The 16,442-nt window shown below is 71.2% G+C and carries 15 protein-coding genes; 8 read left to right on the top strand and 7 right to left on the bottom strand.

Features of this window, described 5'->3' with window-relative positions:
* Nucleotides 1-95: 95 nt before the first annotated feature.
* Complete coding sequence (locus tag ACZ619_RS10255) at nt 96-647, top strand: DinB family protein (RefSeq protein ID WP_469596586.1); 552 nt, start codon at nt 96-98, stop codon at nt 645-647.
* Between the two features lie 4 nt (nt 648-651).
* Here the strand turns inward: ACZ619_RS10255 and ACZ619_RS10260 are convergent, their stop codons facing one another.
* Together ACZ619_RS10260 and ACZ619_RS10265 are read right to left on the bottom strand one after the other, a co-directional pair.
* The gene (locus ACZ619_RS10260; protein WP_469596588.1) at nt 652-2,061 is read right to left on the bottom strand and encodes a glutamate decarboxylase; all 1,410 of its coding nucleotides are present in this window, start codon (nt 2,059-2,061) and stop codon (nt 652-654) included.
* 27 nt (nt 2,062-2,088) lie between these two features.
* Nucleotides 2,089-3,375 carry an ion channel protein gene (locus tag ACZ619_RS10265; protein ID WP_469596591.1) on the bottom strand — a complete coding sequence of 429 codons (1,287 nt, stop codon included), beginning with the start codon at nt 3,373-3,375 and terminating at the stop codon, nt 2,089-2,091.
* A 309-nt stretch (nt 3,376-3,684) separates the two neighbouring features.
* Here ACZ619_RS10265 and ACZ619_RS10270 point away from each other — a divergent pair, with 309 nt between their 5' ends.
* Nucleotides 3,685-4,566: a DedA family protein gene (locus ACZ619_RS10270; protein ID WP_469596593.1), complete on the top strand. Its 882-nt coding sequence runs from the start codon at nt 3,685-3,687 to the stop codon at nt 4,564-4,566.
* Between the two features lie 15 nt (nt 4,567-4,581).
* Here ACZ619_RS10270 and ACZ619_RS10275 read toward each other — a convergent pair whose 3' ends face one another.
* Together ACZ619_RS10275 and ACZ619_RS10280 are read right to left on the bottom strand one after the other, a co-directional pair.
* Nucleotides 4,582-6,237, bottom strand: a complete 1,656-nt coding sequence (locus tag ACZ619_RS10275) for a threonine/serine exporter family protein (protein ID WP_469596595.1) — start codon at nt 6,235-6,237, stop codon at nt 4,582-4,584.
* Between the two features lie 163 nt (nt 6,238-6,400).
* Nucleotides 6,401-6,892, bottom strand: a complete 492-nt coding sequence (locus ACZ619_RS10280; RefSeq protein WP_469596598.1) for an inorganic diphosphatase — start codon at nt 6,890-6,892, stop codon at nt 6,401-6,403.
* 79 nt (nt 6,893-6,971) lie between these two features.
* On the opposite strand from ACZ619_RS10280, the gene dacB reads away from it, so the two are divergent.
* The 6 genes from dacB (at nt 6,972) to folE (ending at nt 14,778) form a co-directional block, all read left to right on the top strand.
* Complete coding sequence (gene dacB, locus ACZ619_RS10285) at nt 6,972-8,633, top strand: D-alanyl-D-alanine carboxypeptidase/D-alanyl-D-alanine endopeptidase (RefSeq protein WP_469596601.1); 1,662 nt, start codon at nt 6,972-6,974, stop codon at nt 8,631-8,633.
* A gap of 112 nt (nt 8,634-8,745) precedes the next feature.
* Nucleotides 8,746-9,879, top strand: a complete 1,134-nt coding sequence (locus tag ACZ619_RS10290; protein WP_469596604.1) for a zinc-dependent metalloprotease — start codon at nt 8,746-8,748, stop codon at nt 9,877-9,879.
* A gap of 191 nt (nt 9,880-10,070) precedes the next feature.
* On the top strand, nt 10,071-11,165 hold the full coding sequence (tilS, locus tag ACZ619_RS10295; RefSeq protein ID WP_469596607.1) for a tRNA lysidine(34) synthetase TilS: 1,095 nt from the start codon (nt 10,071-10,073) through the stop codon (nt 11,163-11,165).
* 66 nt (nt 11,166-11,231) lie between these two features.
* Entirely contained in the window at nt 11,232-11,792 is a 561-nt protein-coding gene (hpt, locus tag ACZ619_RS10300) for a hypoxanthine phosphoribosyltransferase (RefSeq protein ID WP_469596773.1), read from the top strand.
* A gap of 208 nt (nt 11,793-12,000) precedes the next feature.
* Nucleotides 12,001-14,040, top strand: a complete 2,040-nt coding sequence (ftsH, locus tag ACZ619_RS10305; RefSeq protein ID WP_469596610.1) for an ATP-dependent zinc metalloprotease FtsH — start codon at nt 12,001-12,003, stop codon at nt 14,038-14,040.
* Between the two features lie 132 nt (nt 14,041-14,172).
* Nucleotides 14,173-14,778: a GTP cyclohydrolase I FolE gene (folE, locus tag ACZ619_RS10310; RefSeq protein ID WP_469596612.1), complete on the top strand. Its 606-nt coding sequence runs from the start codon at nt 14,173-14,175 to the stop codon at nt 14,776-14,778.
* A 46-nt stretch (nt 14,779-14,824) separates the two neighbouring features.
* On the opposite strand, the gene ACZ619_RS10315 is transcribed toward folE, so the two are convergent.
* The 3 genes from ACZ619_RS10315 to folB are packed head-to-tail and all read right to left on the bottom strand — an operon-like array spanning nt 14,825 to nt 16,331.
* A complete protein-coding gene (locus ACZ619_RS10315; RefSeq protein ID WP_469596615.1) occupies nt 14,825-15,313 on the bottom strand; it encodes a DUF3180 domain-containing protein in 489 nt (162 codons plus the stop codon).
* A gap of 50 nt (nt 15,314-15,363) precedes the next feature.
* Entirely contained in the window at nt 15,364-15,975 is a 612-nt protein-coding gene (gene folK / locus ACZ619_RS10320; RefSeq protein WP_469596618.1) for a 2-amino-4-hydroxy-6-hydroxymethyldihydropteridine diphosphokinase, read from the bottom strand.
* A complete protein-coding gene (folB, locus tag ACZ619_RS10325) occupies nt 15,972-16,331 on the bottom strand; it encodes a dihydroneopterin aldolase (RefSeq protein WP_469596620.1) in 360 nt (119 codons plus the stop codon). The genes folK and folB overlap by 4 nt, the downstream gene beginning before the upstream one ends.
* Nucleotides 16,332-16,442: the final 111 nt, after the last annotated feature.

Genomic DNA, 16,442 nt, shown 5'->3' on the forward strand with positions numbered 1-16,442 from the left:
GCCCTTGGGGACAGGATCTGACCTAAAGGGCCCGTAGCTTCGTCGGTGCCGGGGCAAGCGAGGCCCCGGCGGGAACCGACGAAAGGCGGCCGGTCATGGTCACTCACGTTCTCGCGGAAGCCCGCGGCGACGAGCGCGGCGCGCTGCTCTCCTTCATCGAGGAGCAGCGGGGCGGTATCCGCCGGGCGCTCCTCGGGCTGACGGACGAGCAGGCGGCGAGCAGGCCCAGCGCGAGCGAGCTGTCCCTGGCCGGCCTGCTCAAGCACGTCGCCGAGGTCGAGCAGAGCTGGATCGCCCGCGCCAGGCAGGAGGCGCCGGCGATCCAGCGCGACCAGTCGAACTGGCACGAGACCTTCCAGTTGGTCGGCGACGAGACGGTGGCCTCGCAGCTCGCCCACTGGGAGCAGGTCGCCGCCGAGACGGAGAAGTTCATCCGCTCCGTCCCCAGCCTCGACGACACCTTCCCGCTCCCGTCGCAGCCCTGGTTCCCGCCGGAGGGCCGGGTCTCCGTGCGCTGGGTCTGCCTCCACCTGATCCGCGAGACCGCCCGGCACGCGGGCCACGCCGACATCATCCGCGAGTCCCTGGACGGCAGGACCGCCTTCGAGCTGGTGGCCCTGGAGCAGGCGGGGGAGCAGGCCCCCTAGCCGCTCAGTGGTGGAAGCCGGTGGCCGCGTCCTTGTCCCTGACCTGCGGATGCGGCTGGCGGCGCAGCTCCGGCAGCAGCCGGGTCAGGTCCTCGATGAACAGGTCGGCCAGGTCCTTCGAGAAGCCGTTGCGGCACACCACCCGCAGCACCGACAGATCCTCCCGGTTCGCCGGGAAGGTGTAGGCCGGAATCAGCCAGCCGCCCTCGCGCATCCGCCGGGACACGTCGAAGACGTCGTACGCCGTCACGTGGTCGGCGGTGGTGAAGGCGAACACGGGCAGCTCGTCGCCCCGCGTCAGCAGCCGGAAGTCGCCGAGCGCCTCGATGCGGTCGGCGAGCCCGGTCGCCACGTCCCGCGAGGTCTGCTGCACCGCGCGGTATCCGTCCCGGCCCAGGCGCAGGAACGTGTAGTACTGCGCGACGACCTGGGCGCCGGGGCGGGAGAAGTTGAGTGCGAAGGTGGGCATGTCGCCGCCCAGGTAGTTGACCCGGAAGACCAGCTCCTCGGGCAGCGACTCCTTGTCCCGCCACAGTGCCCAGCCGACGCCCGGGTAGACCAGGCCGAACTTGTGCCCCGAGGTGTTGATCGACGCCACGCGCGGGAGCCGGAAGTCCCACACCAGGTCCTCGTCGACGAAGGGGGCGATCATCCCGCCGGAGGCCCCGTCCACATGGACCGGGACGTCGATCCCGGTGCGCTCCTGGAGCGCGTCCAGGGCGGCGCAGAGGTCGGCGACCGGCTCGTACGACCCGTCGAAGGTGGAGCCGAGGATGGTGACGACCCCGATGGTGTTCTCGTCGCAGAGGTCGGCGGCGGCCTGCGGGTCCAGGTGGTAGCGGTCGCCGTCCATCGGGACGAACCGTGCCTCCACCTCCCAGAAGTTGCAGAACTTCTCCCAGCAGACCTGCACGTTGATGCCCATGATCAGGTTCGGTCGCGCGCTGCCCGGGTAGCGGTCGGCGTTGCGCCGCATCCAGCGGCGCTTGAGCGCCATGCCGGCCAGCATGCAGGCCTCGCTGGACCCGGTCGTCGAACAGCCGACGGCGGCCGCCGGGTCGGGCGCGTTCCACAGGTCGGCGAGCATCGCCACACAGCGCCGCTCCAGTTCGGCGGTGCGCGGGTACTCGTCCTTGTCGATCATGTTCTTGTCCGTGCACTCCGCCATCAGCACCCCGGCCTGCGGTTCCATCCAGGTGGTGACGAAGGTGGCCAGATTCAGCCGGGCGTTGCCGTCCAGCATCAGCTCGTCGTGGACCAGCTGGTACGCGGTCGACGGCGGCAGCGGGGAGTCCGGCAGCCGGTGCGTGGGCGGAGCCTCGGTCATGCCGCCGACCGGGTTCGCCTCCCCGAAGAACGGGTTGACGGACATCGGCCGTTCCTGGTGCTTCTCGGGTCCTTTGTGCAGTGGCATGAACGTGTGCCTCCAGAGGGAAATGGGTCAGCGGACGGCGGTGCCGTCCTCCCGCAGCTGCATCTGCGGCCGTCCTGTCACCAGCAGCCAGGCCGGCAACGAGGCGATGCACAGCAGGGCGAGGATGGTCGGCGAGGCGACCAGTGCCGCGGCCGTGAACAGGCTCACCCAGCCCTGCCGGGTGATGGCAAGGAGCATGCCCAGCACGCCCGCCGCCACGCCCACCGCGGGGTGGACGGCGGAGACCAGGGCGTGCGCGCACAGGCCCAGGGCGGTGCCCACGAACACGGCCGGGAAGATCCGGCCGCCGCGGAAGCCGCTGGTCGCGGCCACCACCAGCGCGGCCAGCTTCACCACCGTCATCACGGCGAACTGCCCGGCCGACCAGCCCTCCGGGTCGGCCGCCAGCACCGTGATCTCGTCGAGCCCCTTGAAGAGCGTCAGATGGCCGCCCACGGCCGCCAGCGCGCCCAGCACCACACCGCCCGCCGGGAGCATCAGCATCGGGTGGCGCAGCCGCCCGAAGGCGCGGTGCGTGTACGGGAAGACGTGGACGGCGCCCATCCCGAGCAGCGCCGCGACGCAGGCGACGGCCAGCGCGGAGACCAGATCCGGCCAGCGCGGGTGACCGATCGGGGGCAGATGCAGGTCGAAGGACGGGTGCGAGACCAGGGTGGTGGTCATCGCGCCCGCGGCCCCGGCCGCCAGCGGCGCGAAGAGGTTGTCCCACATCAGCCCCCGCATCGGCTTGCCGGCCAGCGACTCCGAGATGACCAGCGCGGCCGCGACCGGGGTGCCGAACAGCGCGCCGATCGTCGCCGCCTCCGCCAGCCCCATCCACAGCGGCGCCGGGGTACGGGGGTAGACGCGGCGGCCCAGCCACACCGCGAGCCCGACGTTCACGGCGATGATCGGGTTCTCCGGGCCCAGGCTGGGACCGCCCGCCAGCATCAGCGCGGCCGCCAGCAGCAGGCCGGGCAGGACCACGGGCGGCAGCGCGGGCGCGTTCAGGCCCATGGTCGCGGGGTCGGGCCCGGCGTGCCCCGGCACCAGCCACACCACCAGGCCGACCGCGACGCCGGTCCCGACGAGCACGACGAACATCCAGAACACCGAGTAGCGCCCGACGCCCAGCGCGTCCGGCAGGTTCTGCCAGAGCACGTGCTGGAGCTGGGTGGCCGCCTCGCTCACCCCGACGAAGAGCAGGCTGGACACCACCCCCACCACCAGGGAGGGCAGGATCAGCGGCAGCAGGGCGCGCGCGGGTGTCGCGGGGGCGGTGCCGGGCGCCTGTTGCGCGGTCTCCTGAGCCACGGGCCCACCATAAGCGGACAAAACCGGCGTAACATCCCGAGCGGAACGGGCTTGCACCTCACGCGGCGTGAGGATCGAGCGCTTCAAGGCGTTCCACGACTCGATGACCCCGGGGCCGGCCGAGCACCTGAAGGAGGCGATCGAGGCCAACGCGGCACGGCACTCGGGCTGACCCACAGCCTTCTCCTGGCTGCCGCACAGTGCATCCCGGAGACACCGGTGGAACCTGGGGCAGTCACATTACGTTGATAGCTTTGTGCGCCCGCACAAGGAACCCGCTGTGCCCTCACCCCTCAGGAGCCCGGAACCGTGATGACGCTCGCCCTCGGCCCGAGCTGGCTGGATCCGAACAACCTGCTCGACTCGTTCGGCATCTGGGGCCTGCTCCTGGTCGTCTTCGCCGAGTCCGGGCTGCTGATCGGCTTCTTCCTCCCCGGTGACTCCCTCCTGTTCACCTGCGGCATGCTGATCACCGCGAACACACTGGACTTCCCGCTCTGGGGTGCCATCGCCCTGATCTGCCTCGCCGCGGTCCTCGGCGACCAGGCGGGCTACATGTTCGGCAAGAAGGTCGGGCCCTCGCTCTTCAACCGCCCGGACTCCCGCCTCTTCAAGCAGGAGAACGTCGCCAAGGCGCACGAGTTCTTCGAGAAGCACGGCCCCAAGTCCCTGATCCTGGCCCGCTTCGTGCCCGTGATCCGCACGTTCACGCCGATCATCGCCGGCGTCAGCGGCATGGCGTACCGCTCGTTCCTGACGTTCAACGTCATCGGCGGCGTCCTGTGGGGCGCGGGCGTCACCCTGCTCGGTTCCTGGCTCGGCAAGATCGACTTCGTCAAGAACAACATCGAGGCGATCCTCATCCTGATCGTCCTCGTCTCGGTCGTCCCGATCGCCATCGAGTTCCTGCGGGCCCGCGCGCAGAGCAGGAAGGCCGCCCCGGTCCAGGAGCAGCCGGCCCCTGCGGTCATGGACGACGCCACGACCCAGCTCCGCCGGATCGAGCCGACGTACACCCCGCAGCAGCAGTACGCCCAGCAGCCCCAGCCGCCCCAGCAGCCGTACTACGACCAGGGCGGCTACGACCAGAGCGGCTACGACCAGGGCGGCTACGGCCAGAACTCCTACGGTCAGAACGGCTACGGCCAGCAGCAGTACCCGTACAACGAGGAGCAGCAGTACCGCCCCTGAGCTGCCTCGGGGCGCTCAGAACCCCCGTGTCCGCTTCGCGGCCCGCCGCTTGCCGGCCGAGCCCACCCGCAGGGTCAGCCGGGAGATCTCCGAGCCCAGGTTGACCCCGATGGCGATCGCCATGGCCAGGGACGCCGCCTTGGCCAGCGACACCAGCCCCTTGTCGATCTCGTTCTGAGCCATCGAGAGCAGCCCGAAGTACGTGGCCGACCCGGGCAGCAGCGGCCCGATCGCCGCCGTCGTGTACGGCAGCGCGGAGGCGAACCGGAACCGCGACAGCAACTGCCCGAACAGCCCGACCAGCCCCGCCGCCACGGCCGTGGAGGCGACCGGCGAGATGCCCCCGGCGTAGTGCATCGCGCCGTACACCGACCACGCGACACCGCCGTTGAGGGTCACGGCCAGCACGGTGGATCGTTCCTGCTGGAGCAGGACGGCGAAGGTCAGCGACAGCACCATGGACGCCGCGATCTGGAGCAGCGGCCGCTCGGTGGTGGCCAGCGCCACGTCAGGGTTGAGAGTGCCGCCCAGCTTCACCCCGAAGTACAGGACCGTCAGCACGCCGATGACGATGCCGACGAAGAAGTACATGACCTCCAGCAGCCGCGCGGAGGCGGTGATGTAGAAGCCGGTCAGGCCGTCCTGGACGCCCGCGACCAGCGCCCGCCCGGGCAGCAGCGCGAACAGCCCGCCGGTGACCACGGCGGACGCCGCGACGTCCACGTGGGCCAGCGCGAACGCGACCCCGACCGCCGCCGGCGGCATCGCGGCCACCATGAACTGGTAGAACTCCGGCAGCCCCCGCCCCGCGCACAGCCACGCCAGCCGGTCGCCGAGCATCGCGCCGATCGCCGCCGCCACGAACACCAGCAGGTCACCGCCGACCAGCACCGAGGCCGCCCCCGCGAGCAGCCCGCTCGCGGCGGTCAGCGCCCAGCCGGGGTACGGGTGCCGGTTGCGGCGTATCTCCGCGAGCCGCCGGTAGGCCTCCTCCAGGGAGACCAGGGTCTCGGGGTCGGTGAGGTCGTCCACGAGCCGGAACACGGCCGCCAGGCGCGTGTAGTCCGTCCCGCGCCGCCGTACCGTCCGGGAGGCCGTCACCGGGTCGTCGACGAGCGAGGGCTGGTAGGAGATCGCCAGCAGCGTGAAGGTGACGTTCGGCTCGCAGCGGTCCAGCCCGTACGACCGGCAGACCGCGAACATCGCGGCCTCCACGTCCTCCGCGCCCTCGCCGCCGGCCAGCAGCAGCTCGCCGATGCGCAGGGTCAGGTCGAGCACGCGCGGGACGGCGGGACCGCCCTCCTCGGCCTTCTGCACCTGCTCCGGGGCCGGCCGGTCGGCCACCGGCATGCGCAGCATCGTGCGCATCCGGTCCTGCCAGGGCGCGTCCTTGACCAGGCTGACCGAGGGAAAACCGGAGGCGGGCGTGAAGGCGGGCGGGGCGTCCTGGGCGCTGTAGACGCTCGGCGTGCTGAACGCCGACCCCTCCGGCTCGGCGGCCGGCGCCTGCGGCACCGCCAGCCCGTCGGGCACCGAGAACTCCGACGTCGTCTCCGGCTCACCGCCGCCCTCGGGGACCGCGATGCCCTCCGGCACGGCGAACTCGGACGTGATCTCCGGGTCGTACCGCGCCTCGTCCGACCGGGGCTTGCGGTCCTCCGCCTCCGTCACCGTCGTAACGCTCCCTGAACGAACACCTTCACGTAGGTCTCAGTATGCGCATGACCGCTCGGACGGCGCGGAAACCGACTCCCGTCCCGGGGGCACGGGGGCGGGCACGCAAAACGGGCCGCACGCGTGCGTGCGGCCCGTCTCCCGAAAGGGTGCGGGGGTCTCAGTGACCGCCGGACTCCTTGAAGCGCTTGTACGACCGCTCGATCTCCACCTCGGCGTCCGTGCGGCCCACCCAGTTGGCGCCCTCGACGGACTTGCCGGGCTCCAGGTCCTTGTAGACCTCGAAGAAGTGCTGGATCTCCAGGCGGTCGAACTCCGACACGTGGTGGATGTCGCGCAGGTGCTCCACACGCGGGTCGGTCGCCGGAACGCACAGCAGCTTGTCGTCGCCGCCGGCCTCGTCCGTCATCCGGAACATGCCGATCGCGCGGCAGCGGATCAGGCAGCCCGGGAAGGTGGGCTCGTCCAGGATGACCAGCGCGTCAAGCGGGTCGCCGTCCTCGCCGAGGGTGTTCTCGACGAAGCCGTAGTCGGTCGGGTAGGCGGTCGAGGTGAAGAGGCGACGGTCCAGGCGGATCCGACCGGTCTCGTGGTCCACCTCGTACTTGTTCCGCGAACCCTTCGGGATCTCGATCGTGACGTCGAACTCCACCGGTGGCTCCTCCATGATCAACACATAGTTCTGGTGGTTAAGTGTCCCTCACGCAGGTGTGTGATCGCGAAAGGGGCTGGTGGTCGTGCCAGAGCTGAGGCCTTGGCAGTCCGCGAAACCGCGTGTGCGGAAGATCGCGGATGCCGTACGACCGCGTCTCGCACATGTCGCGACCGCAACGAAACCGCAGGTCAAGCGGTTGAAGCAGGCAGTGGGACCGCAACTCGCGCGCCTCACGCGCGCGACGGGACCCCGGCTGGCCGCCCTGGTCAGCCCCTCTCGTCCTCGACGGCCTCGGACCCTCAGGACCTGGCAGTACACCGCGGGCGCCACCACGGCGGGACTCGTCCTGGCCGCCGGTGTGGTGACCGCGGCGGGCCCCTGGGACGCCGACGGCCAGCGTACGGCCGAGCGGGACCGGGCGGCCGCCCTGGAGCGGACGGGTGGCGCAGATCACGGCTCCGGCGAGGGGTCCGTCACGGCCGACGGCGAGCCCGCCCCCGCCCCCAGCGCCGGATCCGTCCTGACGGGCCTGGGCACCACCACGAGCACCGTGAAGTCCGCGCCCGCCGGAATCTCCGCGACCGCCGTCGCCGACGTCCTGGAGCCCCTTCTGGACGCCTCGGCGCTCGGCACCACCCGGACCGCGGTGGTCCTCGACGTGGCCACCGGCAGGCGCCTGTACGCCGAGGGCGCCGACACCGCCCTCACCCCGGCCTCCACCACCAAGATCGCCACCGCCGTCGCCGCCCTCTCCGCCCTCGGCCCCGACCACCGCCTCACCACGCGCGTGGCCCTCGAACCGGGCACCCGGGAGGTCGTCCTGGTCGGCGGCGGCGACCCGACCCTCACCGCCCGCGCGGACGCGGCCGGCTGGGCCAGCCTGCGCACCCTCGCCACCGCGACCGCGAGATCGCTGACCGCGCGGGGCATCGGACAGATCACGCTGTCGTACGACACCACCCTCTACTCCGGCTCCGACCTGCACCCCATCGGCGTCAACGACAACCTCGCGCGCGTGAGCCCCCTCATGGCCGACGAGGGCCGCACCGACGACTCGAGCAGCGGCCCGGCGGCCCGGGTGAGCGACCCCGCGGCCGACGCGGCCCGCAGGTTCGCCGGCTTCCTCCGGGCCGCCGGCATCAAGACCTCGGCCCCCGGCACCTCCAAGGCGAGCAGGCGGGCCGAGACCCTCGCCACCGTCTCCTCGCCCCCGCTCTCCTCCGTCGTCGAGCGCATGCTGACCAACAGCGACAACGACATCGCCGAGGCCCTGGCCCGCCAGACGGCCCTCGCGAGCGGCCGCCCGGGCAGCTTCGCCGGGGGAGCGGCCGCGATCGACGCCCGGCTGACCGGGCTCGGCCTGCCGATGACCGGCGCCTCCTTCCACGACGGCAGCGGCCTCGACCGCGACGACCGGCTCACCGCGGACCTGCTCACCGCCCTCCTGGCCAAGGCCGCCGACACCGGGCTGCCGGGCCTGCGCCCGGTCCTCACCGGGCTCCCCGTGGCCGGCTTCACGGGCACCCTGGCCGGCCGCTACACCGACGGCGCGGCGGGCGTCGTACGCGCCAAGACCGGCACCCTCACCGGCGTCAACACCCTGGCCGGCACGGTCGTCGACAAGGACGGCCGCCTGCTGGCCTTCGCCTTCCTGACCTCCGACACGACGAGCCCGGCCGAGGCCCAGGAGGCGCTCGACCGGACGGCGACGGCACTGGCGGGATGCGGCTGCGCCTGACGCGCGGCACGCCCGGCGCGGCCCGCGCCCGGCGTGCCGCCACGCGCGCCCCTCACGCCCCGCAAATCCCCACGGCCTGCCCCAAGTGGGAACGCTCACGTACGGTTGACGCATGACGAGCATCGGTGGCGCTGCTTCTTCTGGGATGGTCGACTGGAATCTCGCGGTCGCGACCGCGACCCGGCTCGTGCGGCCGGGCCCCGAGGTGAGCCGTGACGAGGCCCGGGCCATCGTCGCCGAGCTGCGGCGGCACGCGAAGGCCTCGGAGGAGCACGTACGCGGCTTCACCCGGATGGGCACCGACGACGTCCACGACACCCCCGTCCTGGTGGTGGACCGCCCCGGCTGGGTCAAGGCGAACGTCGCCGGCTTCCGCGAACTCCTCAAGCCGCTGCTCGACAAGATGCAGGAGCGCCGCTCCGGCACCCCGGGCGGCGCCGTCCTCGGCGCGGTCGGCGGCAAGGTCACCGGCGTGGAACTCGGCATGCTGCTGTCGTTCCTGTCCTCCCGGGTCCTCGGCCAGTACGAGACCTTCGCCCCCGCCTCCCGCGACCTGCCCGCGGACGAGAACGGCGGCGGCCGGCTGCTCCTGGTCGCCCCGAACATCGTCCACGTGGAGCGCGAACTCGACGTCCAGCCGCACGACTTCCGCCTCTGGGTCTGCCTGCACGAGGAGACGCACCGCACCCAGTTCTCCGCGGTGCCCTGGCTGCGCGCCCACCTGGAGGGCGAGATCCAGTCGTTCCTGTCGGAGACCGACGTCGACCCGATGACCGTCCTCGAACGCGTCCGGGACGCCGCCCAGTCCCTGGCGGGCGGCCGCCCCGAGGCCGAGGAGGACGACGGCGGACGGTCGTTCGTCGAACTCGTGCAGACGCCCTCCCAGCGCGAGATCCTCGGCCGGCTCACCGCCGTCATGTCCCTCCTGGAGGGCCACGCCGACTTCGTGATGGACGGCGTGGGACCCGCGGTCGTGCCGACCGTCGCGGAGATCCGGGAGAAGTTCCAGCAGCGCCGGGCCAAGGGCGCCTCCCGCCTTGACACGACCCTGCGCAAGCTCCTCGGCCTCGACGCCAAGCTGCGCCAGTACCGGGACGGCGAGCGGTTCGTGCGGGCCGTCGTCGACCAGGTCGGCATGGACGGCTTCAACCGGGTGTGGACCTCCCCGAACACCCTGCCGACCAAGGCGGAGATCGCCAAACCGGCGGACTGGGTCGCGCGGGTGCACCGCAAGGCGGAGTCGTGAACCCGTACGGGCGTGGTGAGACGAATCCGGCCCACGGCAGGCGAACGCCCCCGCAATCACCCGTCCGAGGGACCGTGAGCGATGGGTAGGCGTGCAATGCTCGGGGAACGGCCCGCTTCTGTCACCATCTACACACTCTGAGTGACCGACGTCGGGATCACCCCCCGAAAACTTCATGAAGGGAACCGGACATGGGTCCCCATCCTGCGGTCGCGGCGATACGCCTGGCGGTCCGCCGCGTCCTCCACGACATCATCACCGACCACGGCCGTCCGAGCCGTACCACCGGCGGACGCGCCGTCGGGCGCACCGGTGCCCGCTTCGCGCTCCCCGTGGGCGACATCCCCGAGCAGTCCCCGAACGAGCGGACCCCCTCCCCGCTCGTCCTCGTGGCGTGTTCCGGCGGCGCCGACTCCATGGCGCTCGCCTCCGCCCTCGCCTTCGAGGCGCCCAGGCTCGGCGTCCGCGCCGGCGGCATCACGGTCGACCACGGCCTCCAGGCCGGCTCCGACCTGCGCGCCGAGGAGGTCGCCCTGCGGCTGCGCGAACTCGGCCTCGACCCCGTCGAGTCCATCACCGTGACCGTCGGCCGCGACGGCGGCCCCGAGGCCGCCGCCCGGGACGCCCGCTACGCCGCCCTGGACGCCGCTCTCGAACGCCACCGCGGCGCCGCCGTCCTGCTCGGCCACACCAGGGACGACCAGGCCGAGACGGTCCTGCTCGGCCTCGCCCGCGGCTCCGGCATCCGCTCCCTGTCCGGAATGGCCGCGGTCTCGGGGGCCGACGGCCGTTACCGCCGCCCCTTCCTCCAGCTGGACCGCCAGACCGCCCGCAAGGCCTGCATGGTCCAGGCGCTCCCGGTCTGGGACGATCCTCACAACGCGGACCCGGCCTACACCCGCTCCCGGCTGCGCCACGAGGGGCTGCCGGCCCTGGAGAAGGCCCTCGGCAAGGGTGTCGTCGAGGCGCTCGCCCGCACCGCCCAGCTCTCCCGCGACGACGCCGACGCGCTCGACACCTGGGCCAGCCAGGCCGAGGCCTCCGTGCGGGACGCCGCGGGCCTGCTGGAGTGCGCCAAGCTCTACGCCCTGCCGCCCGCCGTGCGCCGCCGGATCCTGCGCCGCGCCGCGATCGACGCGGGCGCGCCGGCCGGTTCCCTGTTCGCCCGGCACATCGAGGAAGTCGACCGGCTGATCACCGGCTGGCGCGGCCAGGGGGCCATCAATCTCCCGGGCAAAGTCGTCGCCCAGCGCCAGGGTGGCAGACTGGTGATTCGGCAAGGCTGAATCCCTTCCCCCCGGAGGTCCTCTCCGACGGGGTGGGTAGGCCGGTGGGACGACCGACCGAAAGTGATGCGGGTGGACGCGAAAGACATGGGTGCCGACCTCCAGCAGGTGCTCATCACCAAGGAAGAGATCGACGCGAAGCTGGCCGAGCTGGCCGCGAAGATCGACGCGGAGTACGCGGGCAAGGACCTGCTGATCGTCGGCGTCCTCAAGGGCGCGGTGATGGTCATGGCCGACCTCGCCCGGGCACTGTCCACCCCCGTCACCATGGACTGGATGGCCGTGTCGTCGTACGGCGCGGGCACCCAGTCCTCCGGCGTGGTGCGGATCCTCAAGGACCTCGACACCGACATCAAGGGCAGGCACGTCCTGATCGTCGAGGACATCATCGACTCCGGGCTGACCCTGTCCTGGCTGATCAACAACCTCGGCTCGCGCGAGCCCGAGACCCTGAGGATCTGCACGCTGCTCCGCAAGCCGGACGCGGCCAAGGTCGCCATCGACGTCGAGTGGGTCGGCTTCGACATCCCCAACGAGTTCGTCGTCGGATACGGCCTCGACTACGCCGAGAAGTACCGCAATCTCCCGTTCGTCGGTACGCTCGCGCCTCACGTCTACGGAGGCTGACCTCCCGGTTGATACGCCGGAGGGTCCGCTTGCGTAAGACGATCGGGAACCCCAGCGGGTTTCGCGCCGTTGGAGCATGCAGAGACGCGTTTGCCAGCCGTCCGAGCCGCTCCGTGCGGCTTTGGGTAACAAAGCTGGGGTACCGTCAGAAGAACTGTCTTATCAAACTCACTATGGCAGGAGGGACGGGGCGTCTCGCTCCGTATGGATGGACGTGAAGCGATACTTCCGTGGGCCGGTCATGTGGATCGTGCTGGCCGTCCTTGCCGTGGTCGTGTTGATGCAGGTCGTCGGCTCGTCCGGCGGCTACAAGACGGTGGACACCGGCCAGGTCGTGGCAGCGATCAACGACAACAAGGTGGAATCGGCGAAGCTGACCACCGGTGACGAGCAGACCATCAAGGTCACGCTCAAGGACGGCGAGAAGGTCGACGGCAGCTCGAAGATCCAGGCGAGCTACATCGGCGACCAGGGCGTGACCATCGCCAACACGCTGCAGACCAAGTACCAGGACAAGCAGATCCCCGACGGCTACACCGTCGCGCCGACCAAGCAGAACGCCTTCGTCAGCGTCCTGCTCTCGCTGCTCCCCTTCGTCCTCATCGTGGTCGTCTTCCTGTTCCTGATGAACCAGATGCAGGGCGGCGGCTCCCGCGTCATGAACTTCGGCAAGTCCAAGGCGAAGCTCATCACCAAGGACACCCCGAAGACGACCTTCGCGGACGTCGCGGGCTGCGACGAGGCGGTCGAGGAACTCCACGAGATCAAGGAGTTCCTCCAGGAGCCGGCCAAGTTCCAGGCCGTCGGCGCCAAGATCCCCAAGGGCGTGCTCCTCTACGGCCGCCCCGGTACCGGCAAGACGCTGCTCGCGCGTGCCGTCGCCGGTGAGGCGGGGGTCCCGTTCTACTCGATCTCCGGTTCCGACTTCGTCGAGATGTTCGTCGGTGTCGGTGCCTCCCGTGTGCGCGACCTCTTCGAGCAGGCCAAGGCGAACGCCCCGGCGATCGTCTTCGTCGACGAGATCGACGCGGTCGGCCGCCACCGCGGCGCCGGCCTCGGCGGCGGTCACGACGAGCGCGAGCAGACGCTGAACCAGCTGCTCGTCGAGATGGACGGCTTCGACGTCAAGGGCGGCGTGATCCTCATCGCCGCGACGAACCGTCCCGACATCCTCGACCCGGCGCTGCTGCGTCCCGGCCGCTTCGACCGGCAGATCGCGGTCGACCCGCCGGACCTCCAGGGCCGTCTGGAGATCCTCAAGGTCCACCAGAAGGGCAAGCCGGTCGCGCCCGACGTCGACCTCGCGGCGGTCGCCCGCCGCACGCCGGGCTTCACCGGCGCGGACCTGTCGAACGTGCTGAACGAGGCGGCGTTGCTCACGGCGCGCAGCGACCGCAAGCTCATCGACAACCAGATGCTCGACGAGGCGATCGACCGTGTGGTCGCGGGCCCGCAGAAGCGGACCCGGATCATGTCGGACAAGGAGAAGAAGATCACCGCGTACCACGAGGGCGGTCACGCCCTGGTCGCGGCGGCCTCGCCGAACTCCGACCCGGTCCACAAGATCACGATCCTGTCCCGCGGCCGTGCCCTCGGTTACACGATGGTCCTGCCGGACGAGGACAAGTACTCGACCACGCGCAACGAGATGCTCGACCAGCTCGCCTACATGCTGGGCGGCCGCGCGGCCGAGGAACTGGTCTTCCACGACCCGACCACGGGCGCCGCGAACGACATCGAGAAGGCCACGGCCACCGCCCGCGCGATGGTCACGCAGTACGGCATGACCGAGCGTCTCGGCGCGATCAAGTTCGGCGGCGACAACACCGAGCCCTTCCTCGGCCGTGAGATGTCCCACCAGCGCGACTACTCGGAAGAGGTCGCCGCCCTGGTGGACGAGGAAGTCAAGAAGCTCATCGAGAACGCTCACAACGAGGCCTGGGAGATCCTGGTCGAGAACCGTGACGTCCTCGACAACCTGGTGCTCCAGCTCCTGGAGAAGGAGACCCTGGGCAAGGAGGAGATCGCCGAGATCTTCTCGGCGCTCCACAAGCGGCCCGCGCGTCCCGCGTGGACCGGCTCCTCCCGCCGTACGCCGTCCACCCGCCCGCCGGTGCTCTCCCCGAGGGAGCTCGCACTGACCAACGGGGCGAACGGCTCGACGCCGGCGATCAGCACCGTGAAGTCCACGGCGGCCGAGTCCGCCCCGGCGGTCGAGAAGGCCCCGGAGGACCGGCCCGAGAGCTGACCCACCGGTCTCACCAGGCCCGGAATGGATGCCGCGCCCCCCAGGTTCTAGCCTGGGGGGCGCGGCATTTCGGTATGCCCGCTTATGAGGCGCGTGGCCCACACGCCGCCCACCTAAGGAACGAGGCACCCCATGACCGACCCCGTGACCCTGGACGGCGAGGGCACCATCGGCGAGTTCGACGAGAAACGTGCCGAGAACGCCGTCCGTGAACTCCTCATAGCGGTCGGCGAGGACCCGGACCGGGAGGGGCTCAGGGAGACGCCGGCACGGGTGGCACGGGCGTACCGGGAGCTGTTGGCCGGAAACCACCAGACACCCGAAGAGGTGCTGACGACCACCTTCGACCTGGGGCACGACGAGATGGTGCTGGTGAAGGACATCGAGATCGTCTCCCTGTGCGAGCACCACATGCTGCCGTTCCACGGTGTGGCCCACGTCGGCTACATCCCGGCGGACACCGGCAAGATCACCGGGCTGTCGAAGCTCGCCCGCCTGGTGGAGGTGTTCGCCCGTCGGCTTCAGGTGCAGGAACGACTCACCACGCAGGTCGCGGACTCCCTGATGCGCATCCTGGAGGCCCGGGGCGTGATCGTCGTGGTCGAGGCGGAGCACATGTGCATGTCGGTGCGCGGCATCCGCAAGCCGGGCGCCAAGACGACGACGTCGGCCGTGCGCGGCCAGTTGCGTGACGCCACGACCCGCGCCGAGGCGATGAGCCTGATCCTGGCGCGCTGACGGCCACCGGCGCGCTGACGGCGCGCGGAACCCGCGGCGGCGGGGCTCAGGCCACCGGCTCGGCCCCGCTGCGGTCGTTGTCGTCGTCCTCGGGGAGCTTGCAGACCCGCTCCAGGAAGATCGCGGCCGCTATCACCCCGACGCCGGCCACGACCGAGAAGGCCGCGTAGAGGGCCTGCTCGCGGCGGGCGGGGATGTCGAGGAGTTCCAGCAGGAACAGGCCCGTGCCGCCGTACATGCCGGCGACCAGGGCCGCCACCAGGGCGCTGGCCTGGCCGAAGACGACCGCGCGGGCCGCCATCAGCGGGTCGACGCCCTTGGCGCCGGAGCGGCGCTCGCGCTGGGCCCTGAGCCGGGCGCGCAGCGACAGGGCGGTGGAGAGCAGGACCACGGCGATCAGGGCCAGGACGATGGGGGCGGCCACCGGCACGCTGGGCAGGGTGCCCACCGAGTTCCACAGGCGGGCGGCCGCCCAGGACAGCACCGCTGCCACGACGAAGACACCGGCCAGGACCCTGATCCGCAGCTCTTTCACTGTGTTCCTTCAGCTCCCCCGCAGCGATGTGGTCGTCTCGACCTTAACGACTACTCGGGCAGTCGGAGTTCCAGGTCGGTGCGCGCTTCCACACCGTGCCGCGTGACGGCGGCCAGCAGTTCGGCCACCGGGCCCAGGTGCGGCAGCCGGGCCTCGGGGTCCACGTCGTGCCAGGGGGCGAGCACGAAGGCGCGCTCGTGGGCGCGCGGGTGCGGCAGGGTGAGCTGCGGATCGTCGGAGACGACGTCGGCGTACGCGACGATGTCGACGTCGAGGGTGCGCGGGCCCCAGTGCTCGTCCCGCACCCGGTTGAAGGCCTCCTCGACCGCGTGCGCCCGCTCCAGCAGGGAGGACGGCGGGAGGGTGGTCTTCAGCACCACGACCGCGTTGTAGTACGAGGGCTGGCTGCCGGGCTCGACGCCCCACGGCTCGGTCTCGTAGACCGGCGACACGGCCTTGATGCGGACGCCCGGGGTGTCCTCCAGGGCGTCGATGGCGCCCTGGAGCGTCTCCAGGCGGTTGCCGAGGTTGGACCCGAGGGAGACCACGGCCCGTTTGGGGTTGGAGAGGGTGGTGTCGGCGGCGTCGACCTGCTCGACGACGGAGGCGGGCACCGGCTGTACGGTCGGGTCGCTGGGACCCCGCAGGGAGGATGCGGTCATACTCGGCTCCGGGTGATGGTGACGGTGACGTCGTCGAACGGGACGGTGATGGGCGCGTCCGGTTTGTGTACGCGGACCTCGACCTCTTGTACCCCCTCGTGCTTCAGGCAGGCCTGGGAGATCCGCTCGGCGAGCGTCTCGATCAGGTTCACCGGCTCCCCCTCGATCACGGCCACGACCTCCTCGGCCACGATGCCGTAGTGCACGGTCTTCGCCAGGTCGTCGTCGGCCGCCGCGGGCCGGGTGTCCAGCCCGAGGACGAGGTCTACGATGAAGGTCTGGCCCTCCTCGCGTTCCTTGGGGAAGACGCCGTGGTGCCCGCGGGCCTTCAGGCCGCGCAGCGCGACACGATCCACGCGAATCACTCCTGCAATCGTCGGAAACGGCGGGGCCGCACCGCGTGCGGGCGGTGGACCGGCCACCCATGAATCTACCTGCGGGCACTGACAGCGCCGGGGTGCGGAGCA

The sequence above is a fragment of the Streptomyces sp. NPDC104367 genome, assembly GCF_055583825.1.